The sequence below is a fragment of the Pseudomonas sp. TE3910 genome, from assembly GCF_056279025.1.
This window is the reverse complement of record NZ_JBWBQN010000001.1, coordinates 719,618-743,985: the sequence shown is the minus strand read 5'-3', so window position 1 is coordinate 743,985 and position 24,368 is coordinate 719,618. Positions and strand designations below refer to the sequence as shown.

At 58.3% G+C, this 24,368-nt stretch carries 23 protein-coding genes and 2 pseudogenes; 8 read left to right on the top strand and 17 right to left on the bottom strand.

Annotation, left to right across the window (positions count from 1 at the left end; translation table 11 throughout):
• Nucleotides 1-215 precede the first annotated feature (215 nt).
• The 7 genes from ACZ9H3_RS03385 to ACZ9H3_RS03355 form a co-directional block, all read right to left on the bottom strand.
• The gene (locus ACZ9H3_RS03385) at nucleotides 216-2,420 is read right to left on the bottom strand and encodes an OsmC domain/YcaO domain-containing protein (RefSeq protein WP_476219577.1); all 2,205 of its coding nucleotides are present in this window, start codon (nucleotides 2,418-2,420) and stop codon (nucleotides 216-218) included.
• A gap of 366 nt (nucleotides 2,421-2,786) precedes the next feature.
• A complete protein-coding gene (locus tag ACZ9H3_RS03380) occupies nucleotides 2,787-3,131 on the bottom strand; it encodes a cupin domain-containing protein (RefSeq protein ID WP_065761607.1) in 345 nt (114 codons plus the stop codon).
• A 99-nt stretch (nucleotides 3,132-3,230) separates the two neighbouring features.
• Nucleotides 3,231-4,058 carry an alpha/beta fold hydrolase gene (locus tag ACZ9H3_RS03375; protein WP_476219575.1) on the bottom strand — a complete coding sequence of 276 codons (828 nt, stop codon included), beginning with the start codon at nucleotides 4,056-4,058 and terminating at the stop codon, nucleotides 3,231-3,233.
• A gap of 118 nt (nucleotides 4,059-4,176) precedes the next feature.
• Complete coding sequence (locus ACZ9H3_RS03370) at nucleotides 4,177-5,064, bottom strand: DUF2950 domain-containing protein (RefSeq protein ID WP_476222681.1); 888 nt, start codon at nucleotides 5,062-5,064, stop codon at nucleotides 4,177-4,179.
• Nucleotides 5,065-5,090: 26 nt separating this feature from the next.
• Entirely contained in the window at nucleotides 5,091-6,554 is a 1,464-nt protein-coding gene (locus ACZ9H3_RS03365; protein WP_476219574.1) for a DUF3300 domain-containing protein, read from the bottom strand.
• A gap of 165 nt (nucleotides 6,555-6,719) precedes the next feature.
• Nucleotides 6,720-6,878 (bottom strand): DUF2986 domain-containing protein, encoded by a 159-nt coding sequence (locus tag ACZ9H3_RS03360; protein ID WP_099776657.1) that lies wholly within the window; start codon nucleotides 6,876-6,878, stop codon nucleotides 6,720-6,722.
• A gap of 143 nt (nucleotides 6,879-7,021) precedes the next feature.
• Nucleotides 7,022-7,702, bottom strand: a complete 681-nt coding sequence (locus ACZ9H3_RS03355; protein WP_099774586.1) for a TetR/AcrR family transcriptional regulator — start codon at nucleotides 7,700-7,702, stop codon at nucleotides 7,022-7,024.
• A 213-nt stretch (nucleotides 7,703-7,915) separates the two neighbouring features.
• Between ACZ9H3_RS03355 and ACZ9H3_RS03350 the strand changes: the two genes are divergently transcribed.
• Together ACZ9H3_RS03350 and ACZ9H3_RS03345 are read left to right on the top strand one after the other, a co-directional pair.
• The gene (locus ACZ9H3_RS03350) at nucleotides 7,916-8,755 is read left to right on the top strand and encodes a TauD/TfdA dioxygenase family protein (protein WP_099774584.1); all 840 of its coding nucleotides are present in this window, start codon (nucleotides 7,916-7,918) and stop codon (nucleotides 8,753-8,755) included.
• A 17-nt stretch (nucleotides 8,756-8,772) separates the two neighbouring features.
• A complete protein-coding gene (locus ACZ9H3_RS03345) occupies nucleotides 8,773-9,543 on the top strand; it encodes a class II aldolase/adducin family protein (protein ID WP_102053117.1) in 771 nt (256 codons plus the stop codon).
• Nucleotides 9,544-9,790: 247 nt separating this feature from the next.
• On the opposite strand, the gene ACZ9H3_RS03340 is transcribed toward ACZ9H3_RS03345, so the two are convergent.
• Nucleotides 9,791-10,498: a hypothetical protein gene (locus tag ACZ9H3_RS03340; RefSeq protein ID WP_218195300.1), complete on the bottom strand. Its 708-nt coding sequence runs from the start codon at nucleotides 10,496-10,498 to the stop codon at nucleotides 9,791-9,793.
• A gap of 125 nt (nucleotides 10,499-10,623) precedes the next feature.
• Between ACZ9H3_RS03340 and ACZ9H3_RS03335 the strand changes: the two genes are divergently transcribed.
• The gene (locus ACZ9H3_RS03335) at nucleotides 10,624-10,941 is read left to right on the top strand and encodes a DUF3077 domain-containing protein (RefSeq protein ID WP_099774580.1); all 318 of its coding nucleotides are present in this window, start codon (nucleotides 10,624-10,626) and stop codon (nucleotides 10,939-10,941) included.
• A gap of 56 nt (nucleotides 10,942-10,997) precedes the next feature.
• Here the strand turns inward: ACZ9H3_RS03335 and ACZ9H3_RS03330 are convergent, their stop codons facing one another.
• The 3 genes from ACZ9H3_RS03330 to ACZ9H3_RS03320 are packed head-to-tail and all read right to left on the bottom strand — an operon-like array spanning nucleotide 10,998 to nucleotide 13,000.
• Nucleotides 10,998-11,483, bottom strand: coding sequence for a MaoC family dehydratase (locus ACZ9H3_RS03330; RefSeq protein ID WP_099774578.1), 486 nt, complete (start codon nucleotides 11,481-11,483; stop codon nucleotides 10,998-11,000).
• Nucleotides 11,484-11,514: 31 nt separating this feature from the next.
• Nucleotides 11,515-12,357 carry a 3-methyl-2-oxobutanoate hydroxymethyltransferase gene (panB, locus tag ACZ9H3_RS03325; RefSeq protein WP_099774576.1) on the bottom strand — a complete coding sequence of 281 codons (843 nt, stop codon included), beginning with the start codon at nucleotides 12,355-12,357 and terminating at the stop codon, nucleotides 11,515-11,517.
• Between the two features lie 25 nt (nucleotides 12,358-12,382).
• Nucleotides 12,383-13,000, bottom strand: a complete 618-nt coding sequence (locus tag ACZ9H3_RS03320) for a LysE family translocator (RefSeq protein WP_099774574.1) — start codon at nucleotides 12,998-13,000, stop codon at nucleotides 12,383-12,385.
• 188 nt (nucleotides 13,001-13,188) lie between these two features.
• On the opposite strand from ACZ9H3_RS03320, the gene ACZ9H3_RS03315 reads away from it, so the two are divergent.
• Both ACZ9H3_RS03315 and ACZ9H3_RS03310 read left to right on the top strand, forming a co-directional pair.
• On the top strand, nucleotides 13,189-13,641 hold the full coding sequence (locus ACZ9H3_RS03315) for an Lrp/AsnC family transcriptional regulator (protein WP_065761496.1): 453 nt from the start codon (nucleotides 13,189-13,191) through the stop codon (nucleotides 13,639-13,641).
• Between the two features lie 189 nt (nucleotides 13,642-13,830).
• A complete protein-coding gene (locus tag ACZ9H3_RS03310) occupies nucleotides 13,831-15,183 on the top strand; it encodes a D-serine ammonia-lyase (RefSeq protein ID WP_476219567.1) in 1,353 nt (450 codons plus the stop codon).
• Nucleotides 15,184-15,308: 125 nt separating this feature from the next.
• On the opposite strand, the pseudogene ACZ9H3_RS03305 reads toward ACZ9H3_RS03310, so the two are convergent.
• A pseudogene (locus tag ACZ9H3_RS03305) lies at nucleotides 15,309-15,588 on the bottom strand (DUF7693 family protein).
• A gap of 178 nt (nucleotides 15,589-15,766) precedes the next feature.
• Between ACZ9H3_RS03305 and ACZ9H3_RS03300 the strand changes: the two are divergent.
• The gene (locus ACZ9H3_RS03300; RefSeq protein ID WP_102053124.1) at nucleotides 15,767-16,318 is read left to right on the top strand and encodes a GNAT family N-acetyltransferase; all 552 of its coding nucleotides are present in this window, start codon (nucleotides 15,767-15,769) and stop codon (nucleotides 16,316-16,318) included.
• Nucleotides 16,319-16,381: 63 nt separating this feature from the next.
• Here the strand turns inward: ACZ9H3_RS03300 and ACZ9H3_RS03295 are convergent, their stop codons facing one another.
• Both ACZ9H3_RS03295 and ACZ9H3_RS03290 read right to left on the bottom strand, forming a co-directional pair.
• Nucleotides 16,382-17,146 (bottom strand): methyl-accepting chemotaxis protein, encoded by a 765-nt coding sequence (locus tag ACZ9H3_RS03295; RefSeq protein WP_371917239.1) that lies wholly within the window; start codon nucleotides 17,144-17,146, stop codon nucleotides 16,382-16,384.
• A gap of 90 nt (nucleotides 17,147-17,236) precedes the next feature.
• A pseudogene (locus ACZ9H3_RS03290) lies at nucleotides 17,237-18,199 on the bottom strand (HAMP domain-containing protein); the annotation flags it as partial.
• Between the two features lie 954 nt (nucleotides 18,200-19,153).
• Between ACZ9H3_RS03290 and ACZ9H3_RS03285 the strand changes: the two are divergent.
• Nucleotides 19,154-19,834 carry a cupin domain-containing protein gene (locus tag ACZ9H3_RS03285; protein WP_476219564.1) on the top strand — a complete coding sequence of 227 codons (681 nt, stop codon included), beginning with the start codon at nucleotides 19,154-19,156 and terminating at the stop codon, nucleotides 19,832-19,834.
• 14 nt (nucleotides 19,835-19,848) lie between these two features.
• Here the strand turns inward: ACZ9H3_RS03285 and ACZ9H3_RS03280 are convergent, their stop codons facing one another.
• Together ACZ9H3_RS03280 and ACZ9H3_RS03275 are read right to left on the bottom strand one after the other, a co-directional pair.
• Entirely contained in the window at nucleotides 19,849-21,093 is a 1,245-nt protein-coding gene (locus ACZ9H3_RS03280) for an SfnB family sulfur acquisition oxidoreductase (RefSeq protein WP_476219562.1), read from the bottom strand.
• 12 nt (nucleotides 21,094-21,105) lie between these two features.
• On the bottom strand, nucleotides 21,106-21,711 hold the full coding sequence (locus ACZ9H3_RS03275; RefSeq protein WP_476219560.1) for an OmpW/AlkL family protein: 606 nt from the start codon (nucleotides 21,709-21,711) through the stop codon (nucleotides 21,106-21,108).
• Nucleotides 21,712-22,074: 363 nt separating this feature from the next.
• On the opposite strand from ACZ9H3_RS03275, the gene ACZ9H3_RS03270 reads away from it, so the two are divergent.
• Nucleotides 22,075-23,106, top strand: a complete 1,032-nt coding sequence (locus ACZ9H3_RS03270) for a hypothetical protein (protein ID WP_476219558.1) — start codon at nucleotides 22,075-22,077, stop codon at nucleotides 23,104-23,106.
• 60 nt (nucleotides 23,107-23,166) lie between these two features.
• Here ACZ9H3_RS03270 and ACZ9H3_RS03265 read toward each other — a convergent pair whose 3' ends face one another.
• On the bottom strand, nucleotides 23,167-24,189 hold the full coding sequence (locus ACZ9H3_RS03265) for a zinc-dependent alcohol dehydrogenase family protein (RefSeq protein ID WP_099774558.1): 1,023 nt from the start codon (nucleotides 24,187-24,189) through the stop codon (nucleotides 23,167-23,169).
• Between the last annotated feature and the right edge of the window lie 179 nt (nucleotides 24,190-24,368).

Here is a 24,368-nt window from a genome sequence, read left to right as displayed (position 1 = left end):
CGCACACTAGTACCGGCATAAGTAAAAGGCTTTGAAGATCAAAAAGACCTTGAAGCTATTACAGTGAGAGCCTAGCACCGGCGAAGTGCATAAAGATGAAAAATTTTTCGCGTGTGCTAAACGTCCACTATTGGCCGGTTTCAGCCGGTCGTGATAGCCATCAAACGCCTCACAAAAAAAAGCCAGGCAGTGCCTGGCTTTTCACGGCTGCGCTATTAGCGGGACAGCGCCGACACATTGGCCCGCGCCGTGTGCAGTTTTTTATAGCTCTCGATCAGACGCAGGTGCCTGTCGAGCCCCTCCAGCTTCATGCTCGTAGGCGTCAAGCCGAAGAAGCGCACGCTGCCGTCCACTGACCCCAACACGGCGTCCATCCGCGGGTTGCCAAACATCCGGCGGAAATTGACTTCGTAATCTTCAAGCGCCAAGTCATCGTCCAGCAGTACTTCCAGCACCACGTTCAAGGCCTGATAAAACAAACCGCGCTCGACCGTGTTGTCGTTAAACTGCAGGAAGGCTTCCACCAGCTCTTTCGCCTCTTCAAATTTCTGCAAGGCGAGATAGATCAGCAGCTTCAACTCTAGAATCGTCAGCTGCCCCCAGGCGGTATTGTCGTCAAACTCGATACCGATCAAGGTGGCTATGTCGGTGTAGTCGTCCAGTTCACTGTCTTCTAAACGCTCAACCAGTGCTTCCAGGCCGGCGTCATCCAGACGGTGCACGTTCAAGATATCCTCGCGGAAGAACAACGCTTTGTTGGTGTTATCCCAGATCAGATCTTCTACCGGATAAATCTCCGAATAACCCGGTACCAGAATGCGGCAGGCGGTTGCGCCGAAATGCTCGTACACCGCCATGTAAACTTCCTTGCCCATGTCTTCGAGAATGCCGAACAAGGTCGCAGCTTCCTCGGCATTGGAGTCTTCACCTTCGCCGGAGAAGTCCCACTCAACAAATTCGAAATCAGCTTTGGCACTGAAGAAGCGCCACGACACCACACCGCTGGAGTCGATAAAGTGTTCAACAAAGTTGTTCGGCTCAGTCACCGCATTGCTTTCAAAGGTAGGCTGAGGCAAATCGTTCAGGCCTTCAAAACTGCGGCCCTGCAGCAGTTCCGTCAGGCTGCGCTCCAGCGCCACCTCAAAGCTTGGGTGCGCCCCGAACGAGGCAAATACGCCGCCAGTACGCGGGTTCATCAAGGTGACGCACATCACCGGGTATGCCCCGCCAAGCGACGCGTCCTTCACCAGCACCGGGAAGCCCTGCTCTTCCAACCCCTGAATACCGGCGAGAATAGCGGGGTATTTCGCCAGCACGTCGTGCGGGACATCAGGCAGTGCGATTTCACCTTCCAGAATTTCGCGCTTTACCGCACGCTCGAAAATTTCCGACAGGCATTGCACCTGCGCTTCAGCCAGCGTATTACCGGCACTCATGCCATTGCTGAGGAACAGGTTTTCGATCAGGTTGGACGGGAAATACACCACCTCGCCGTCCGACTGACGCACATACGGCAGAGAACAGATGCCGCGCTCTACGTTGCCAGAGTTGGTGTCGTACAGGTGCGAGCCGCGTAGCTCGCCGTCAGGGTTGTAAATTTCCAGGCAATACTCGTCGAGAATCTCAGCCGGCAGTGCATCTCTACGGCCTGGCTTGAACCAGCGCTCGTTCGGGTAATGCACGAACGCCGCATTGGCGATGTCTTCACCCCAAAACTGGTCGTTGTAGAAGAAGTTGCAGTTCAGTCGCTCGATAAACTCGCCCAACGCCGACGCCAGTGCGCTTTCCTTGGTCGCACCCTTGCCGTTGGTGAAGCACAGTGGCGAGTGCGCATCGCGAATGTGCAGCGACCATACGTTGGGGACGATATTGCGCCACGAAGCGATTTCAATCTTCATGCCCAGGCCCGCCAAAATGCCAGACATATTGGCGATGGTCTGTTCCAGTGGCAGGTCCTTGCCGGGGATGTACGTGCTCGCGTCTGACGCTGAGTTCAGCATCAGCAATGCCTGGGCATCGGCATCCAGGCTTTCCACCTCTTCAATCACAAACTCAGGCCCGGTTTGCACGACCTTCTTTACCGTACAACGGTCGATGGAGCGCAAAATGCCCTGGCGGTCTTTCTCGGAAATATCCGCTGGCAACTCGACCTGAATCTTGAAGATCTGGTTGTAGCGGTTTTCCGGATCAACAATATTGTTTTGCGACAGGCGAATGTTGTCGGTGGGAATATTGCGCGTTTGGCAATACAACTTCACAAAGTAAGCCGCACACAAAGCCGATGAAGCCAGAAAGTAATCGAACGGACCCGGTGCGGAGCCATCACCCTTGTAGCGGATAGGTTGATCAGCCACCACCGTAAAGTCATCGAACTTGGCTTCAAGCCGAAGGTTGTCGAGAAAGTTAACCTTGATTTCCATGCGGGATTACCTGAATACGAGCCAAACGATTTGGCCGCCATTATCCGGCTTTTCGGCTGGAAGTCTTGTGCTTTTGAGCAATGGCCGCTGGCCGGTCCCGCCACGTCAGGCCAGGCTGCAGAGCAGCAACCCGCGTTGCTGCTGACGGCCTCACGCCGCACCCGGCGTTCTGGCAGGCTCAGGTATTCAAGATTCAACGCACGGTGCAGGTGAGCCTTACACCCAGCGGATACGATTGATATGAATACGGCAATGAATGCGTTTGTACTTTTAAGACACGCTGTATTTAGTTGTGGCCGCAATAACACAATTCAAAGCAGATGAGGATATTGACAGGCCCGATCGCATTAACGGTCGGGCCTGTATTTACGCTTGCCTGACGATATCGACCGAGATCTCCACCGCCGGAATCGCGCCTCTGTTCTCAAGCCAGTGGGTGGTGTTCCTGTCCTCGGGCCACCCTACTCCCGGCCCGTAGTCCGTGGCGACACCATTACGATGGTCCGTAATCGTGCCTTGCAAGATGTAAACGGTACCTGGTCTGTCTTTATGGCTGTGCATCGGGCCGAAGACGCCTCCGGGTTCGATAGTCACCAGGCGCATTCTGAGTTGGCGCCCTGCCATGCCGGCGATCTCAGGGCCAAGGTCAAGCGTTGCAAGTAACTTCACCGTCACACCGTGTGTCTCAGGTGCTTCCTGTTCGTTGCTCATCGCGCGGTCCTCTCTGTGATCCCCCACTGCCCAACAATAGGATGTTTCGGTACCTCAGGCCACGGCATGCTCACTTGGCGAGGTAACCGGTCATATGGACTACGTGCAGGCTGTGCGGACGGTCGCCGAGGAAACACCGAGAAAATGACCGACCGCCTCAAGCACGGCTTCAGGTGCCTCCCGATGGGGGACATGGTGGCAATCATCCACGATCAAATACTGCCCCGTGGCTGTCGTCAGTTTTGCGATACGCATCGGATGCAGCGTCGACCCGTACTCATCGTACTGCCCATGGATGGCAAGCAGTGGGCAATGGATTGCGTCAATCGTGCGTTCAATAGTCCACGCCCTGAAGGCCTGGGAGAGCCATGTACGGGTCCAGGCGGACAACACCCACGCTGCTTTGTCGCCGTGATACTTTTCAAGCCGCGCCATCTGCTCCGGCTGTTCGAATTGCACCTCGGCCGTTCGAATGCCTTGCAACGTCAGGTCCTCGACGAACGCCTGCGCCGACAGGGTAATCAACCCCGTGCAGCCCTGCGCATACAAGGACGCACAACTCGCCGCCATGGCGCCGCCAACGCTGTGGCCCAGGGCAATAAAACGATCGATCTTCAACGCGGCCCGGAGGTGCGCAAAAAAACACTCGGCTTCGTCTCGGATAAAGTGCAGCGGTAATCGCCCGGGGTAAGCGTCCGACTGCCCGAAGCCGAGCCGGTCATAGGCAATGACCTCATGCCCGGTTGCCTGGCACAGCCGCTGGGGGAAATCCCGCCACAGCGCGACGCAACCAAGGGAGTCATGGAAAAGAATGATCGGTGGCTTTTGCGTGTTGCTTGATACGCTCAGAGGAAACCAGCGACGACAAAACAGTCGCCCGTATGGCGTATCGATCCAGCAGGTTTCAGTACGGATAGACAGTGGCATGCAAGGCCTCGGTAGGCAGTTCAGCGCGCAGGCAGACGACAGAGAGTACCAGCCGCGAGTACAACGATCAGCACGACAGGTAAAAGTCAGGCGCTTCTACTGACCACCGCCCCACGTGTTAGTCGTTATCTACAGTGACCTCCTTCCAACTGTCATCTGGATCAAAGCGCTTCATCGACTGTGCCAATTTGTCACCAGCAGGCCCCAGGTCTTTCTCGAACACCTGCCCTTCATGGCTGATCATGAAACTCATGACCCCAGTGTCAGCATATTTCGCCGGCCAGGCGATCAGTGCGAAGCCACGGCTCATCTTGTCACCGATGAGGTAGCTGTAGGCGCCGCCAGGTGCCGAAGGACCTTGGCCATCCAGAATCCTAAAGCGGTAACCATGCCAGTCTTCGCCGGCAATGGTTTTGCCGAACAACGGCCCTAACGGGCTGATCTGACCGCTGTCGTCGTCCGCCCAGTAGAGGCCGTCATGCTTGCCGGGGGTGCTGAAGATTTTCTGCGCATATTCGAGTGCGCCGTCACCATCACGGTCGACTGATGCATAGTCCGTCTGGGCGTCGTGATAGGTCAGCACCGATTGCAGCGTAGCGAGTTCGTTTCGGCCAATTCGACGTGCACGGATTTCGGCACTACCGGCCTTGATGTCGAAACGCCAACCGTTCTCGCCTTTTATCAGGGGTATGGGCAGTGTCCAGTGGTCACTGCCAACAGAAAGAAGCGCCTTGTTATCGCCAGTTTTTTCAATGCGGTGTTGCTCATGGTATTGCTGCAAAAACGCATCCACATCGCTGCGCTGCACGCCTTCGCGCGGAATGAAACTGCGCCATTCCTCACCGAGCAACTCGGTTAAACGTGCCTGATCGGCATGCTCCGTCCCCACGGCTTCAACGAACGCTTCAGCGGCCTTTTCAGGCGTTGGAAATGCCAGCTGTGCGGCAGCAATGCACGACCATGCCACACTGGCAGCTATCACCAAGGCATGAGGGCACAGGCCCATGAGGGCCGTTACTCGAGGAATGTTTTTCAACGTCGCCCTCCCCTTTGACGTGCAGGTGGATTGGACGGCCGACTGATCGGGTTGCCGGCTGATCGCGAGGCACTGGGGCGCTGGGCGGATACCTGGCTGGTACGACCACGACTGGCTTGTGCGTCAGCCTGGGACGGCGAGCGAGCGCCGGCAAATACATTGTTGCGGGCACTGCCAGTGCTGGCGGATGGCCGTTTTTGCGCAGCCTGGCGTGCCTGCAACTCGCCCTGGCCACGTTCCTGGGTGGCATTCCTGGGTGGCTGACTCTCCCGAGTGTTTCTGGCTGTACCTTGGCCCCTGTCAGACGACTTCAGCCTGTCGTTACCTGCTTGCAACCGATTGTTGTCCGGGGCGCCGGGCTGAGCTGCATTCGCGCGATCACGGGCTTCGCGGTTGCTGGTGGCCGGTCGTTCCATACCGTACTTGTCCATGGAACCCCGGGCCTTCTCACGAGCCTGGGCTCGCTGTGCATTGTCCCCGCGATAAGCCTCACGCTGATTGGCACCGTTCAGTTGCCGGCCATACTGTTCGCGGCTCCTGCTGTCTCGATAGGGAACGCCATCGCGGTGAACGGCGTTGTGCTGCCACTTGTTCTGATTGTTGGTGATTTGGTTGTTTCGATTGATGGTGTTGTAGCGATTGACGTCGATATCAATGTCGTTATTACCCCAGTCACAATCGCCCCACAGCGAGCCGATGATCGCCACACCGGTACCGAATGCCAGCCCAGCCAGCAATGCCGAGCCGGGGTAATAGGCAGGCGGCGGTGGGTAGTACACCGGAGGTGACGCGGGATAGGCCCAGGCACCATAGGTGGTTGTCGGGTTATAACTGGGTACGTACACCACCTGCGGATCGGAAGGCTGGATGATGATGATGGTCGAGGTACTGCTAGCGGGGGCGGAGGTCGCATTCGTGGGGGCCGGGGCCGTAGCAGCCTGAACCGTCACATTCTGATATTGGTTGCTCTGAAGGTTGCCTGCTGCTTGCGCCTGATGACGCAAGCGTTGCACGCCGCCCATGACATCGTCGGGTTGCGCCAGGAAGGCATCGCCCAGGCGCTGTACCCAGACGGGATCTTGGCCCAGCGTTGCCAGAACCTGCGGGAACGCGACCAGAGCCTGCACGCTAGGGTCCCACGGCTGGTTCGCCACTTGCTTGACCGCATCATCACCCTTGGCGTCCGGGTGTGCTTTGGACCAGGTTACCGCTTCGGCGACCTCCCCGGGGTACGTGGTGGCCATCAGCACCTGTGCCAGCAGCGGGTCCGGGTAAAGCGCAATGGGCGCGAGCATTTGATCCAGCTGTTCCTGGGTAAACACGGCATCTTTGGCCGCCGCCGTGACAGCCGCTGTATCGGCAGTGTTTGCGCTCTCGGTCGCATCCAGTGGTTGCGCCAAGCAGGAAAACCCGGTCAAGAAGAGTGCAGCGGACACCGCGTAAAACAATGGAATGCGCATTGCACCTCCAATGTGGTCAGGCAGGCTTGCAACAAGTGGGTCAATGCCAGGGAGGCGAAGGCCGACTCTGCACGCTGCAGACCTCCATCTCGATGCCGTTCGTTAATGGTAGCAAACGTATAGCGTTGGCCACTCATTCACTGCAACGCATGGGGGGGCAGACGCTTACGGTCTAATTGAGTCTTGGTCGGACTCAGCAGCCAGCTCCAGCTTCAATCGATCAGCCTTGCTCACATATTTAGGCTTGTTCTTCGGTGCCAGTTTGGCACTCGCCTTTTTGGCATGAGCCTTTAACAACTGGTTTATTTTTTTACGACGGTTCATTTGTGTCTGCTCAGCATTCAATTTGGCGAATGATATCAGCTTGGAATATTCAACCCGAAGCCCTGATAACATCCCTTGTTCATGCGTAACGACTCGATCAGCCTGAGTGCCGCGTTAGCCAACACTGACTGCGTGACGGCGTATTAGTCGAATGTTGAGGGGCGCAGGCAACCGAGCGCCATGGCCACCAGGCTATCGAGTAACGCCGGGGATTCGAGCTGGTTCGGCATGTCCTCCAGTACGGACCGGATGACGCTGCGCAGTCCCTGCCCGAGCAAGTAAGCCGCCAAAGCAGGGTGCTCGGTAGCGATCTCATCCTGGTAAAGGTGCAGGAGCGGCAGCCATGTCGCTTCGATGAACTCTCCCGCCGTGTGATAAGGGCCGCGCCACATTCCCAGGTGCAAGGCCGAGTGATAACGCAAGTGAAACGCCTGGTTCAATTTGAACAGACGTGTTTCGACCCGAATGATATTGGCCAGAATTACCCGCAGCGCCGACTTCAAGGGCACGCCAACCAACCTTTCGCGCAGCCTCAATAATGCCTCGGATTCCTCATCGAGTACTCGCTCGTACAGCAAGGCGACGATCGCGTCCTTGTTGGGGAAATACTGGTAGATCGACCCAACTGCGACCCCTGATATTTCCGCGATGCGCGCGACGGTCAGCGCTGCCTCGCCTGCTTCATCCAGAATCTGCAGGCACGCCTGCTCCACAGCATCGACCAGTGCGCGAGAGCGTGATTGAGTCGGACGCTTGCGTAACGCAGGAAGCTGCTCCGGCTTAGACGTTGGGGCCATCGTGGTTTCATCGCCTCTCTTGCTCATGAAAACCCGAGTGCTGCGTTTATCGCCGCACCACGATTTATATATTTATCCATTTAAATCAATCACTTAACTTCAAATTCCAGGGCTTCCGGAATGCGAATATCTCAACGTTGGCGACGTGAGTATGATCATTTTCGTCGATCAGACAACGTCTAAACGCAGCGTGATACGGCCCATAAGATCGGATATTCCAACCCTACCGGGAGATTGCCTATGTCTTCATCGTTCAGCGTCCAGCCTCTTGGCCCAAACCTGGGTGCCGAGGTGCTTGATCTAGATCCCGCTTCAATCGTTTTGCCGGAAACGCTGGCGGCGCTTGAGGCGCTACTTGTAAAACATGAAGCCATAGTGCTGCACGTCCCTGGGCTAAGGCCCGAGCAACATTTGGCAATGGCACGGTACTTCGGTGAGCCTGAAGTTCACACCTTCTATCCCAACCTGGGCGAAGGTTTTGAACAGATCACCGTGATCGACTCCAAGCTGGGCGACCGCGCCGATATGTGGCACCACGATGAGAGCTTTCTGCCAAGCCCACCTATCGTCACCATGACACACGCTCAGATCTTGCCGCCGTGTGGCGGCGACACCTGCTGGATCAGCATGACCACGGCTTACGACGAGTTGTCCGAGCGCATGAAGCGTTACCTTGAAGGCCTTGGCGCCTGGCACGACATGAACGGGCCAATGACGGCCGCATTGCGCCAGAACGTTGTCACGCATGATCGCTATGTCGAGGTCATCAACATGAACCGTCGACACCTGCATCCGCTGGTTATTCAGCACCCGGTATCAGGTCGCAAGGCGTTGTATCTGAGCCCGACCTACACCACCCATATCGACGGCCTGGCCACCCAGGAAAGCGATGCGATCCTTGCCTACCTGAATGCACATTGCCAACACGTTAAGTTCGGCTTCCGCCATCGCTGGCGAGTGGGTGACATGGTGCTCTGGGACAACCGCAGCGTGCTCCACAACGCCATCCTGGACTATCAACCGCATCAACGGCGCATGCAGCGTACCTCGGTATTCGCTCGCGGGCCTTTCCACGCGTAACTCTCAAGGAAACAGCCATGCTGAAGGATGAACTGAACTACGATTTGCTGACCCGTTACATACCCAGGCCAGGTCGCTATGCGCTGCTGCCTGAATTGACTCCGCGCCAGAGCGTGGCGCTACTTTGCCGGGTGTTATCTCGCGAAGGCTATAACGACCACATCGCCGGTCACATCACCGTTCGCCAGGACGATGGCACTTACCTGGCCAACCCTTGGGAACTCACCTGGGGAGAAGTGACCGCCTCGGATATCGTGCGCCTCGATCAGGAAGGCAAGGTGATCGAGGGGGAATGGAACATCACGCCGGCCATCAATCTGCATATGGATGTGCACGTAGCCCGTCATGATGTGGGCGTGGTGATCCATAACCATCCGCGATGGGGATCGGTGTGGTCGGCGGCCGGACGAATTCCGCCGATTTACGACCAGACATCCGCGTTGGTTGACACTGACCCGGTACTCTATGACGAGTATCGAGGCACGGTGGAAGACACTGCATTGGGCCGAGCTGTCGTAGATGCACTGGGCACGCATAAATGGGCGCTGCTCGCAAACCACGGCGTACTGGTGGTGGCCAATGGCATTCGCCAGGCGCACTTGCGCGCTATCACATTGGAGTGGCGCAGCCGTCTGGCCTGGCATGTCGAAACGCTAGGTGGCGGCTCACCATTGCCCGCTAGCGTCGCTCTCGCAACCGGAACGCGCACCGATACGAATGGCTTCCCGTTCCTGTGGGAAGCCATGGCACGCGAGGAAATCCGCCGCGACCCTGGCGTTCTTGAGTAAGCCTCTCTCAGCCAGGTCGGAACGGCTGTCAGAGCGTACGACTGACCGAAACCTCCAGACGCATCACGCCCCGAACGCGCGGAGCAGCGTTGTTGTGTCTGGACCACCAACAAACCCGCCTGAGTGGTGAGCCCCCTACTGAAACGTCTTTCTTTCAGATTTACGCGAGTAAAAGCTCGACCTCCACCATTGCTTGAGGCGCTGGCTGAGTGGCTGGTTGTCTTGCTTTAACTGGCCACTCAGCTTTTCAAGCCCGCTCTCGTTGCCTTGTCCAGGCCAGCTTTATGTTCTCAACGCTTGGTACAAACCTGGACATATGCCGTATTCCCACAACCGGTACCCTCCGCCCTGCGATGGTAGCGGTGAACCCGTACGTCGCACGGTAGGAAGACGAATCGACATGGTCCAATGCCTCACCGTTGCCGAATGCCTCCCACATGATCCTCGCTGCGGACGGGCTCCCCAACCCATTGCTGTACGCGATGATCAGTTCTGGTTCAGCGAGCGACATCGTCACCCGTTGGAAAAACTGCATTGATTTGCGTGTCAGTGACTCCAGGCTCGCAGCAGAGGATCCTAGCGCAACTTTTTGTATCGATGCGGCATCTTTGGAGCACATCAACAGTGCATTGGTGTAAATGGTATCGCGCCACTCAAAACCCAGTGCGGTGGGTAACTCTGTCAGGCGCCGAGCCAGGGTTTTCGGCCCCCAACCGCCATCAAGGCCATAGGCAACATTGGAAAATTCAGGCTGATCGTAACCTGCACCTATTGAACCGGCGTTGGTGTGGACGGCATCGGCAAGAGAGCCGTTAAAGCCGACCATGATCAGACGCTTGCGGCTTGGTGGTGCCGCGAGCAACTCGAAAGCGCAGTCGAAGGGGCGTGCGTTGTAATCTCCAATGGCCAGGTCGCCAAGTGCTTCAAGAATAAAATTGCGGGTTTGCAGAAGCATGACCTCGTCCTTTTGGCATAGCGGCCCATTGACATTATTGAGCCTTAACATGATTGAACAGGGTCTCAGCGAGACCGTCCACCTAGCGCAAGAGGTCAGCGGTCAGATTTTCCAGGAGCATCACCATGACCAAGATAGTCCCCGATCCCCCGCACACCAACATCCTGAAAACCACCGCCTGCGCCACGTTCGGTTCCTGCGAAGACAGTCACGATCCGCTGTTCAGTGTTCGCGCCGGGCTCAACGTCGAAGACGTGCTGATCCACCTCACCATCCTGCTACGCTCCGCCTACGCCACCAACGAACAGGCCTGTCAGGTGGTCGACAGCGAAACCCGTCATCTGCTCTGGTCCACGCGCACGGCCGTTGATATGGCTCAAGGGCTGGCGCAGGCGTTACTCGGAGGCATGGAGGCCGACCGGTCAAGGCCGGAAGCACGCTAGCGGTGTATGCGGGTAGTGGCATAGCGCCCTGCCCGCTTGGTGTTCATGGCCGCCAATCAACTCACAGACGTGGCGGCACCGTTGGTGGGGTCCCCCTCACAAAGCATCTGTTTGAGGCGTTCACGCTCCTGTACGCCCGGCAGCACACCCGAGGTCAAAGCCTCCAGCACCGTGACGCCTTCTGCGTTGAGTATTATCACCTCGGCCTTTGCCTGCCCCCGCTCGTTGATGTCAGTGATGCGCCAATGGCACGTGATCTGTTCGCCTGGGTAAACCGGGCGTTTGAACTCGAATTGCATCCCTGTCGCCAGCCAACCAATCTGCCCGCCGATTTCAGTGAGCAGGCTGGCCGTCAGAAGACCGTGGGAAATGGGCGCCTTGAACCTGCGCAGTTCGGCATAGCAGGCATCGCAGTGAACCGGATTGTAGTCCCGAGATATCTGTGCGAACTGACGAACATCGTCCTCTGAGAAACAGCGGGATACTGTAAAGCAGTCGCCGACCTGAAGACCTTCAGCAGCACGTTCTCTCGGGCTTTTCATGTGGGGTTCCTTGGCTACTGATAGTCGGCGGTTAAAACGTATGCTCGGGGCCGGGAAATGTTCCTGCCTCTACCTCACCTGCAAAGTCCCTTGCCGCGGTGTGAAGGATCGAACGTAGATCGGCGTACTGCTTGACGAACCGCGGCAGCCGCCCCGTGCGCAGCCCGGCCATGTCTTGCCAGACCAGCACTTGGGCATCGCATTGGTTACCCGCGCCGATCCCGACAGTAGGAATCGAAACAGCTGCAGTGATCGCGCCACCCACGTCCCCCGGCACCATCTCGATCAAGATAGCGAACGCGCCCACGGCTTCAAAGGCTTTGGCACTGTCGATCAGTCGCTGTGCATCTTCGCCACGACCCTGTACGCGGTATCCACCTAATTGATGTTCCAGTTGTGGAGTAAAACCGATATGCGCCATGACGGGGATACCCGAGCTGGCAAGCTTCTCAACCTGCGGCAGCACCTCGATACCGCCCTCGAGTTTGACAGCGTGCGCACCGGCTTCCTTCATGAACCTGACCGCAGTGTTAAAGCACTGCTCCACCGAAGCCTGGTAAGCACCAAAAGGCAGATCCGCAATCACTAGTGCTCGCTGTGTCGAGCGAGTTACCGCGCGTACCAGCGGGATAAGTTCATCAACGGTTACCGATAGGGTGTTCTCATTGCCATAGACATTGTTCCCGGCAGAATCCCCCACCAGAAGGACAGGTATCCCGGCCTCTTCAAAGATAGCGGCGCTGTACATGTCATACGCAGTGAGCATCGCCCACTTCTGGCCGTCAACTTTCATCTGTTTCAGGTGTGAAATTCTGACGCGGGTCGCCTGTTGGGCACGAGGGGCACTGCCATAAGGTGAAGGCTGGTCGCTCATCGGGTGTCGCCTCGCTGAAATAGAATTAACCGGACAGCTGCCCGGCGAGCAGCACTACCGCGATGATGATCATGGTTGCACCAGAGAGCCGGCTGATGAGGTGCGCTGCAGCCGGGCGCGCCCGAAGAACGGCTTGTGAACCAAACCCGACCAGCAGATAGATCACACCGCAACTCAAGGCGTGTATGAGCCCCAGCGCAATGATCTGCATGGGAACGGGCCATGGCGCGGTGACATCCGTGAATTGAGGCAAGAGTGCCAGGAACAGCAGGAACACTTTCGGGTTCAGCCCGCTCACGCAAAGCCCCTTGATTGCCCAGCGCGACCAGGAGCCCGATGCCTGACGGGCATCAGCGTGCGGTGTAGCCGGATGGGCAAGCATATTGATGCCCAACCAAAGCAGATAAGCGCTCCCGGCAACGGTCAGTGCCGACAGGGCTACCGGGTGGCTGGCAACCAGCGTGCCGACACCGCCTGCCACAATCACGGTTGCAATCAAGTGGCCAGACAGCAGCCCGGCCACCGCAGGTATGACGACACGCCCCTTCAGGCCCGCCGAAATCGCATACGCCCAATCCGCGCCGGGCGTGATAATGAACAGAATCGACACCGCCCAGAATGCAACGACCACACTGAACGTCATCGGGCCACCCGCCCCTGCTGCTTACTCATCGCCATCTGCATCGTCTCGCTCCGTGAATCAAACGCCGCCCTCCTCTGGTCGCCAGAAAAGTACAGCCGTTAAGGGTGCGAGGAAGATTAGTGAAATCTTGCTAGAATTTTCTTTCGAATATCATCATGCATACGCTGCTAACGGGGAGACTCTTCTGCATGGACCGGACTGATCGGAAGATTCTTGCTGAGCTTCAAAAAGATGGTCGTCTGTCGGTCACCGAACTGGCCGAGCGCGTGGGCCTGAGCCTTTCTCCGTGCCATCGGCGAGTACGGGCACTGGAAGAGTCTGGCGTGTTGCTGGGTTATCGCGCACAGCTGAATCCCGGCGCACTGGGCCTGAATTTTTCTGCCATGGTGTTTGTAACGCTCCGAGAGGGCGACAGGCGCGCCGTCGAGGCGTTCGAGACGGCGCTGATTGACATTCCCCAGGTGGTCGACGCTCAGCGACTGTTTGGCGAGCCGGACTACCTGCTTCAGGTCATCACTCAGGACCTGCCGGCCTTCCAGCGGCTCTACGATGAAAGCCTTTCGACACTGCCCAATGTGCAGCGGCTGACCTCCACCCTGGTAATGAAGCAAGTCATCCAGAACAGGCTTCTTCCTTTGTGATGGCGCAAGCCTGGCAGACAGGCACCGGCTCGAAGCCATGCCCGACGTGCTCTGCCGAACATGCACAGGTGACCACAGATCAGCCATCCGTTGAACATCCATCCGTTGTAAAGCCCCAGCGTCCGAGGCTTAATCGCTGCAACTGCGATCTACACAACCTCATGCACTGACGAGAACAAAGGGCAGAACATGACCGTCAATGAAATGATCGACAACGGGTGCGAAAACCATCCTTTGCTCGCCGAATTGATCCGTCTTGAACCAACCACCTGGTTCAATCCGGCGCTGGCACCGACAGCACAGGCGCTGGGTGATGTGCCCCTGAACGTCGCCGATGTCGACGACGCCGCCTCCCGGCTTGAACGCTTTGCGGCATTTATCCAATCAGCCTTCCCCGAGACACAGGCCAGTGACGGTATCATCGAGTCACCGCTGCTGCCGCTGGCCCAGCTCCAGGCTGCCTTGTGCGCGGAGCAACAGCTGCCGATGCAAGGCCGGCTATGGCTGAAGGCCGATAACCTGCTGCCGATTTCTGGCTCGATCAAGGCCCGGGGCGGTATCTATGAAGTACTCAAGCACGCTGAGGACCTGGCCCTGGCCGGCGGCTTGCTTCAGCCCGGCGACAGCTACAGCACACTGGACAGCGATGAAGCCCGGGCCTTTTTTGCCCAGTACAGTATCGCGGTCGGCTCCACCGGCAACCTCGGCTTGTCGATTGGCATCATGAGCGCCCGCCTGGGGTTCAAGGCCACCGTGCACATGTCCGCCGATGCCCGGCAATGGAAGAAAGACCGGCTGCGCGCCTGCGGGGTCGAGGTGATCGAATACGCCTCCGACTACAGTGTAGCGGTGGAGCAAGGCCGCAAGCAGGCCGAGATGGACGCGAAATGCCATTTTGTCGACGACGAAAATTCTCTGAACCTGTTCCTTGGCTACGCCGTGGCCGCACGCCGGCTGGAACGCCAGCTTGACGCCGCAGGCATCACGGTAGATCAGGCACACCCACTGTTTGTCTACCTGCCTTGCGGTGTCGGTGGTGGCCCTGGCGGAGTGGCGTTCGGTCTCAAGCAGGTTTTCGGTGATGCGGTGCACTGCGTGTTTGCTGAACCGACGCACTCGCCCTGCATGCTGCTGGGGGTTTACACCGGGTTGCACGATGCGGTCAGCGTCTACGACGTCGGCATCGACAACCGCACCGCCGCCGATGGCCTGGCAGTGGCCAGGCCATCAGGCTTTGTCGGGCGCGCCATGCAGCGCTTGATCGACGGTTACTACACCGTCACCGATGACGAACTCTACCGCCTGCTGGCCCTGATGGAGGCTACCGAAGGCCTGAAGCTGGAGCCCTCGGCACTGGCCGGGCTGCCCGGTTTCCTGCGGGTGTTGCAGGAGCAACAAGGCTACAGGGCACGCCTGGGGCTGGATGACCCACGTATGGCCAAGGCGACGCACATCATGTGGGGCACCGGCGGCAGCATGGTCCCGGACGAAGAAATGGACGCCTACCTGAGCCGGGGCCGTACACTACTGGCTGGACACTAGCCCTTGATCGCAGCGCCGTGGCCACAGGTTATTCGTCTACCCCAACCGCGAAGCCATGCCCCAGCGTGTACAGGTGCTGATTGACTGGCTCAAGCAGTGTGCCGACGAACCCGTGCAGCCTTGACTCAGGCGCCCTTCAGCAACCGCTCAACCTGGGCCAGTTCCCAGGTACTGAGGGTCGGTACGTTGCCAACTGTCGCAGGCCCCTACACGACCATCCGGGCTCTGACCACGCAGGCAGTGGTGCAGGCTGTTGCCGCTGAAGTCGAGCGTCAGTTGCCACCCTTCAATGGCAACCTCCAACAGGCCATGCCCAGACGGCTGGCCAAGGCGCTGCAAGGGTCGAATGCCCAAGGCGGCGTCTCGCAGGCATTGGTACACCTCGCGGGCAGTCAAGGCGGTCATCAGTTCACACTCGGCAGGTGCATGGGCGCTACTCGCTATTTTCCAGAGAGGTAAACGGTTGTTGCTTGATCTACCTAGCGGCGGCCAGGATGTTACCGTATTGACGACTGACGCTGCATGCAAGGACGACGCGCACCCGCGCGCCGGTCAACTTAAGGGCAGGCACAAGGAGAGATGAGTGCATGTATTTGAAACGCCGAGGCTGATTGGGCGGCATCTATCACAGCACGATCTACCCGCGCTGGCAGCAATGCTGAGCGACCCTGAGGTGATGAGGTATTCGGTGCGCGGGGTATGTAACGAGCAGGCCACCCGGCGTTTTATTGAATGGTGCCAGGCCTGCTACGCCTCGCTCGGCATAGGCCCATGGGCCTTGGTCGAAAAAGCCACGAATGACCTCGTCGGATTTTGTGGCGTTGGGCCAGAAGTGATTGATGGCGCAGAAGAGGCCAATCTGGGGTATCGCCTGGCCAGAAGGTACTGGAACCAAGGGCTTGCCTGCGAAGCGAGCAACGCTGTTGTTGATGACGTTTTTGCTCGAAAACAACTGGCGTCTGTCGTTGTAGTCATCGAACCGGAGCACATCGCCTCGTTGAGGGTGGCTGAAAAAACCGGCTTTACGACATTCGAGTTACGCGAGTTTCATGGCCGGCCAGTGCGCATGTACCGCTTGAGTCGTGAGAACTGGATGAGTTTGCGGCACGGCGCACGCCAGCACCAGGACGGGTAAGGGCAAGCCCCTACCCGTCCAACACTGCGCCTTGGCCCACTTGGCGCAGCGGCTGCGCCGCAATCAGATGCGGAAGGTTCCGACCAGATGCTTGAGGCGGTTGGCTTCGCGCTCCAGATCGTTGCAGGCGCGCAAGGTCGCTTGCAGGTTCTCGACACCGTCCTGGTTGAGGGTATTGATCTCGTTGATGTCCAGGTTGAGCGCCTCGATCACCGATGTCTGCTCTTCTGTCGCCGTGGCCACGGACTGGTTCATATTGTCGATTTCACCAATACGCTCGGTGACAACCCCAAGGCTGGAGCCGGCCTGATTGGCGATCAAGACGCTACTTTCGCTGTCGCGTTGGCTTTCTACCATCGTTTCTACCGACTGCTTGGAACCAACCTGCAACTCCTCGATCATGTGCTGGATTTCCTGCGCCGAGCTTCGTGTGCGATGGGCAAGGTTGCGCACTTCATCGGCGACCACAGCGAAGCCGCGCCCGGCTTCACCGGCACGCGCTGCCTCAATGGCGGCGTTGAGTGCCAGCAGGTTGGTCTGGTCGGAAATACTCTGGATGACCTCAAGAATCTGCCCGATGTCGACCGTCTTGCCGTTCAGCGCCTCGATGTTGCCACACGAGTCACTGATCCTGGCGGACAGCTGGTTCATCGTCTTGATGGTGGCGTCCACAATGCTCTGGCCTTCTTCCGCCCGCGCCCGCGCATCGCTGGCCTGGTGTGCAGCCTCTGCCGCATTGCGTGCAATTTCCTGGGCAGCAGCACCCAGTTCATTGATGGCCGCAGCCACGCTATTGGTACGGCTGGCTTGTTCGTCGGAGTTGAGCATCGACGAATTGGAAGCCGTGACCACTTGGGTCGCCACATCGCTCAGATGGAAAGCCGACGACGACACTTCGCGGATAGAGGCATGAATGCGCTCGACAAACTGGTTAAAGGCCGTGGCCAGCTCACCAAATTCGTCCTGAGTATGTACCGTCAGGCGCTTGGTCAGGTCCCCTTCGCCCTTGGCAATGTCACGCATGGCAACACCCATGGCGTTCAGCGGGCGCATCAGCACGTGGATCAGGACGCCGAGCAACAGCATGATCACAGCGACCGCGACCAGCGTGGTGATGATCGCTGACGTGCGGTACTCGCTGAGCAGCGAGTAGGCCTTGGCTTTATCAACGGACAGTACGATGTACCAGTCAGCGGAAGGCAGGCCGTCGATATGGGCAAAACTGAGAATGCGCGTACCGTTCTGGTTGCTCGCCTCGCTGAAGTTGTCGCCGATACGTGGCGTATTGTGAGGGTACACATCCTTCAGGTTCTTCATGACCAGGCTCTTGTCTGGGTGAACCAGAATCCGGCCATCACTGCTCACGAGGAACGCGTAACCCAAGCCATTGAAGTTCAGCGAATTGATGGTGTCATTCAGCACGTTGAGGTTCAGATCGCTGCTCAGCACGCCCGCGCTGCCTGCAGGCGTTGCGATGGCTACGGTCAGCCCGCCGGTGACCACGTCGACATAGGGCTCGGTCAGGATGGTGCCTCCAGCCGCCTTGGCGGCCAGGTACCAAGGTCGTGTGCGCGGGTCATAGCCATCAGGCATCTTGCTGTCCGGGCGCATGGTAAAACGGCCGTCAACACTACCCAGGTAGGTGAACACAAAGTTCGACAGCAGCGTTTTTTGTTCCAGCAGGCCAACGACCTCCTCAGGTGCCGGGTTACGGACAATCGACTGGGCGGTGTTTTCCACCAGCAAAATGCGCCCTGCCAGCCAGCTCTGGATGCCCTTGGCAGTGGCGCCGCCAACATCGTTGAGATAGTTCTCCAGGCTCTTGCTGACCGCATCGCGCTGCAACGAGTAACTATAGAGGCTGGATAAAGAGAAAATCATCACCACTACCACAGCGGCAGCGAGCAGAATTTTCTGGCTGAATTTTAGCTGATTGAACATGCACATAATCCTTGGCGGCCACGACGTGTTAAACGCGCTGGCAAAAACTTTATATCCGATGATTTTCAGGCGAGTGGTACTGCGTCGCAGCGTTCATGACGTTAAATCGCAAGGCACACGGCAAACCCTGAATAAGTTGAGCGGTTATGAATGCGGTATGTGAAAGTTACAAACCCGATGGTTCTTTTTACGATGCCATCCGTGAATACGCTTATAAATAATCTGCTCCTGGGCCGATACGCACACCCTCACAGCTCAGACCTGCACATCGCCAGCGCAGGATAATATCACTTTAATATCGCCACGTAAGCATTTTGACGTCATTTTGCCGACGCCATGTTTAAGCCTTGTGACAGGCCGGGGAAAACCTCTGACAGCACCGCGCACAGATTGATAGCCCACTATCCATTCGTCGTATACCGCACGATTTTTTGCTCCCAGAGGGTTAACATTAACCACACTAAATCAATGGATTACCGGGTTTTTTAATGTTGTCACGGAAACACTCTGCGCAAGCACTGCCTGTAGACGCACACTTCCTAGCCTTGCTGAATGCCACCGACTGCGCCAAAGCTACTTGGCAAAACACCGTGGAACATCTAAGTACTGTATCCGACGAGGTTTGGCTTTCTAGAATGCAAGAGCTTGATGAACTAGAACGCCAATACCGGACGTGCCAGGACACGCTGTTTCAGCACATCAAGAACACCCTCGAAACTGTCGAAGAATAACCACCCTCAGACGTGGAAAAGCCCTTGCCAGAACGCAAGGGTTTTTTATTTAAAGAGCCTGCTACCCAACGGCAAGTACTAACGCCTTGCGCGGCCGCTGCGTTGGCACAACACTAACGGGTGACAGGTAACCCGAACCGCCGCCAAAGAGAGCACCCCCTGCATGGAAATCAACGCCGACTTCGACCAGCGTATCGTGCTGCACGCAGCACACATGCCTTGGGTAGACTCCCCTATGCAGGGCGTGCAGCGACGAATGCTCGACCGCATCGGTAACGAAGTTGCACGCGCCACCTCCATCGTGCGCTATGCGCCTGGCAGTCAGTTCAGCCCTCACACCCACGACGGCGGCGAGGAGTTCATCGTACTGGAGGGTGTGTTCCAGGATGAACATGGCGACTACCCTGCCGGCACTTATGTGCGCAATCCTCCAACCTCGCGGCACACACCCGGCTCCAGCGATGGTTGCATCATCTTCGTCAAACTCTGGCAGTTCGATCCGGCAGACCGTCATCACTGCGTGATCGACATGAACCACGCAACGCTGATACCGGATGCCCAACGCCCGGGTGTAGGCGTTATCCCATTGTTCCAGGACGGTCACGAAACGGTACGTCTGGAGGTATTGGTGCCAGGCACGCACATCGAGATGGCATGCCCGGATGGCGCCGAATTGCTGGTGCTGGCCGGTGAGGTGGAGGTTGATGGCGACCTGCTCTCAACCCTGTCGTGGATGCGCCTGCCCAAAGGCGACCATTTGGTCGCCACAGCGGGCACTGATGGCGCAAGCGTTTGGATAAAAACAGGACACTTAGGTCGCATTACAACACCACACAGTGCCTAGCCAGCACACGCCGATCAGCTCCAGGGGTGGCGAGGTGGCTTGACGCCATTGAGCGCATAGTTGCCAACGATGTGGTACTTCCAGCGCACCGGGTCGTGCAGCGTATGCACGCGGGCGTTGCGCCAATGACGGTCAAGCCCGTATTCCTCAAGGGTCGACCGGGTACCCGCCAATTCAAACAGGCGGTTGCTGGCCAGGATTGCTACTTCGGTGGTCAGCACCTTGGCTTCGGCGGTGAGCAGCGAGGCCTGCGCCACGTTGTCTTCTGTTGGCTCGTGCAGTGCATGGTCAATCGCATCAGCCGCCAGGTCCAGTACCGCATCAGCGGCACGCAAGCGAATCTGCAAATCACCCACCTGCTGAATGATGTACGGATCATCCGTGGCTTTCTCCAACCCCGAGTCGATCCATGGACGGGTATGCCGGCGCACATAGTCCAGGGTATCGTTGAACGCGCCGCGGGCAAGGCCCGCATCGATGGCAGCCTGGATGAACTGAGAAATGGCACCGCCTGCGGTCGGACGGTCGAACGCCTTCCAGATCGGCACCACCTGCGCGGCAGGTACCCTTACCTGATCGATCAGCACCGTACCGCTGGCGGTGGTGCGCTGACCGAAACTGGACCAGTCGTTCACCACCTTCAGCCCCGGTGCATTGCGTGGCACCACGGCCAGGTGCGGCAAGCCTTCCTCGGTAACCGCGACAATCGGCACCCAGTGCGCCAACAGCGCCCCCGTGGAAAAGAACTTCTGGCCGCTCACTACAAAATCGTCGCCTTCAGCGCTGATACGGGTCTGGAAGTCTGCTACGTGCTTGCTGCCACGCTCGGAGAAGGCATTGCCAAAGCGTGCGCCTGACAGTGCCAGGTCGAAGAAAAAGCGCTTCTGCTGCTCACTGGCGTCAAAGGCGATGTGGGCCAGGATAACGAAGTGGTTCTGCGCCAGTTGGCCAAGTGAGCCGTCCGCCGACGAGATCTGCTTGAAGACTTCACCGACCGTTCGGTAACCGGCGCCCAGCCCACCGTACGCCTTGGGTACCACGATGCTCCATAGCCCGCTCTGGGAGTATGCGTCGAGTTCGGCAACCGGCAGACGCCGCTCGCGATCACGCGCAACGGCCTCACGGGCAAACTCGCTGGCCAGGCGCCGGGCCGTTTCAATGGCCTGCGCTTCACTGGTCAGGCGCTGTGCCGGCGTGCTTGATTGAGTTTGGATAAAGGCGTCGGCCTGCTCGGCCAATGGGGTGTTCAAGTCAGTCATGGCGAGTTTCCTTCAAAAACGATAGGCAAGGTTGAGGCTGTACACCGTCGGGTCGACATCGACGCTGCCGACCTTCTGGCCGTCGATCTTCACGGTGCTGTCGATTTTCGCGTAGCGCACATCGCCGCCGAGGCTCCAGTGGTCATCAATGGCAATATCGAGCCCCGCCTGGAAGGCGGCTCCCCAAGAGTCGGAAAGCTCCAGCTTGGCGCCGTTATCCAGATGCTCGTCGTAGAAATAGGTGTAATTCAGGCCGACACCGACAAAGGGCCGCACACGGGCGTCGGGAGCGAAGTGCCACTGCAGCGAGACAATCGGCGGCAATTGCTTGGTGCTGCCAACCTTGCTGCCGTTCAGTTTGATGTCGTGTTTGAACGGCAAGCCGCCCAGTACGTCGATGGCAAGGTTTGGTGTCAGGAAGTACGCCAGGTTGAAGGTCGGGCCGGCATCACTGTCGATATCGACCGTGCCAGGCTGAATGCTGCCAGAGTCGGAGGTTGGGACGATATTGCTGACGCCCAGGCGCACTTGCCAAGGGCTGTCTGCCGCCAGAGCGAGGCCATTCGCCGCCAGCAGCAGCCCCCCCAGGGCGGCATGGCGAAGCCAGTGTATTGACATGCGGTTCTTCCTTGTCGATTTCGATTGGACCTGGGTGCGGGCTAAACACCGCACCGGCTAAGGCACTGTTTCGGTATGTCCGGCGGACAGGCTGCAGGACTATCAGCAGCTTTTGTGCCAATCGTATCCAATTGTTTTTATTGAATATTTTTTCAGGAAGAACACCGCCACTGTTGTTCGCGCAACAGCCGTCATACAACGCTGTTAGCCACTGGACAGCGGCTTGAGCAGAACAGAAGGCGCCGTACCGCAAGGGCGCTGAACGAACGGTTCGCCACCTATACTTAACAAGTAGCGTACGGGCGGGGGTTCAGGCATAGCAGAACCCACCCATTCTCGAACCTCTTCTGGGGGACCGCGGTCTTGAATCGACGCGCCCTGACCGTGACCCTGATCATTGCACTGCTGGCGGGAATCCCTGGCTGCGCCTCAAAAGCGCCGGCACCCGAGACGCAAGCGCCCGTGGTGATACCTGAATCCACCTGGCAGCAGGTGGACTGGGAAATTGTCAGTGCTTCGCAGGCAGTCACAGAGTCGGTCAAAGACTACGCACGCCGCTCGATGAAAGCCTGGCGGGACCGCGTCTACCAGCAGACCGAAGCCGACTTCATTCCCTGGTTCACCAGCTACTGGACCCAGCAATGGCTGACCATCAAGGTTGCCTGGTACAAAATGAACGCCGGCAATGACACTGAACCCGGCGAAAAGCGCCTGGCCGCATACCTTCAAGAGCAATACCACGAACGGGTGTTGGAGCCGGTCGCCAAGGAGATTGATCCCGATGCGGTCATGCAACAAGCCATCGCGCTGTACGCCCAACTGCTCGGTCCGCAACTTCAGGGTATCGTGCAGCGCTACCGTTTACCGCCCGACCAATTCAACCTGCGGCTCAGCCGTATCCCTGCGATCAGCCTGGGGCCACCCCCTACCCTCAACGCATCGCTTTACCAGTTGGTCTACACCAACCCAGTCAGCAAACTGCCGGCGTATGCGGCACTGGTAACGCAGGTGCGCACCGCGACGGGCGCAGGTGGCGCAGACCAGGCAGATGCGGTGTTGTCCTCGGTTGCACAACGCACCAGCGAAAAACTGGAGTCCACCCTGCCCGTGCGCGGTGCGGCGAGCGCAACGGCGGCCGCCGTAGGCCGGGTTGCCGGAATGATGATTTCACTGGTAGTGACGGGCGTTGGTGCGCTGATGCATGACAGTGAGCGGCCTGAAATGGTCGAGCAGCTCAGGGTCATATTGAACGTCGCCCTGGACGAAGAATGGGCAACACTGCTGGAAAACCGAGCCTCGGGAGTCATGGCCGGGGTGTATTACCTGGCAGAGCAGATCGAAAGCAGCGTTCGCGCTACCGATGCCCCGCCACAGCAGTACGAACCGGAGCCGTAAGACCTGACCTGTCGCTAAATCAAACGATGCGGACGCCGCGGTTCAACCAGGCCCAAGCCGTCAGTGCGGAGCAAGCTCCAGCACAATCCGCCCGCCACACGGGCACTCATCCATATGCCGATGCGCGGCGACAAACGCCTCGAACGGATAGACCTTGCTGATCTGGGGTGTCAGCAAGTGGTCGGCGGTGAACTGGTTGATGTCACGCAGTGCACGCTGCAATGCCACATGGTCCTGCACAATGCCCAGTTCCGGCTTGCCGGTGAAGTTGCCAATGCAGTGAACGAAAAACTGAATGTTCTTCTGGAAGGCCGCACACGCCGGGAACGGCGTCTGGTTACCGCCCTGCAAGCCGTACAGCACCAGGCTGCCACGCGGTGCGAGGACATCGCCCAGCAACGACATCTGCGGCCCGCCGAGCCCATCGAGCACCATGTCAACGCCACGGTTTTCGGTGTACTTGTTGATCTGCATGAGCAGGTCCTGCTCTTCAGTGACGATCACCTTCTCGGCACCCAAACCAAGCAGGTAGTCACGCTCACTCGCTTGCTTGGTGGCAGCGATGACCCGAATGCCCAGCGCCTTGCCCAGTTGCACGAAGGCAGGCCCGGCACAGTGGCTGGCATCGGTCACCAGCGCCGTCTGCCCGGCCTTGGCCCTGGCCAGGTCGACATAGGCAAAATAGGCAATCAGCAAGGGCGTGTAATGAACACTGGCCTCGACAGGGCTGAGGACATCGGGGTAGCGCGTCAAGGCATCTCGCGGCAACACAATGACTTCACCGTACACCGGGTGCGTATTGGCGCTGCTGGCCGGAAAGCTGGCGACCTTGTCACCAACGGCGAGGTCATCGACACCCTCACCCACGGCCATGACCACGCCCGCCATCTCATGCCCGATGCCGGCCGGCAGGCGAACCTGAGACGAGGCGAGGTTCTGCCGCCAGAGCACGTCGTACCAACTGACGCCGATCGCCTGGACGCGAATCTGCACCTCGCCGGCAGCCGGGGTCGGCGCTGCCTGCTCTTCGCATTTGAGCACCTCGGCCGGACCGAACTTGTGGAAACGGATCATGCGGGACATCGCAAACCTCGCCAAGTGAATCGCTAATACCCTGAACTCTATCGGGGCTTTCCTGGTTAGGCCATCCGTGGCTATTAATAGTCGACATGCCTGTCATTGATTGAAGGTACTGGCATACGTTCAATTTATTCGGTGCAGGGTAGCAGCCTTTCCCCTTAAGATTCACCCCTGCCCCATCC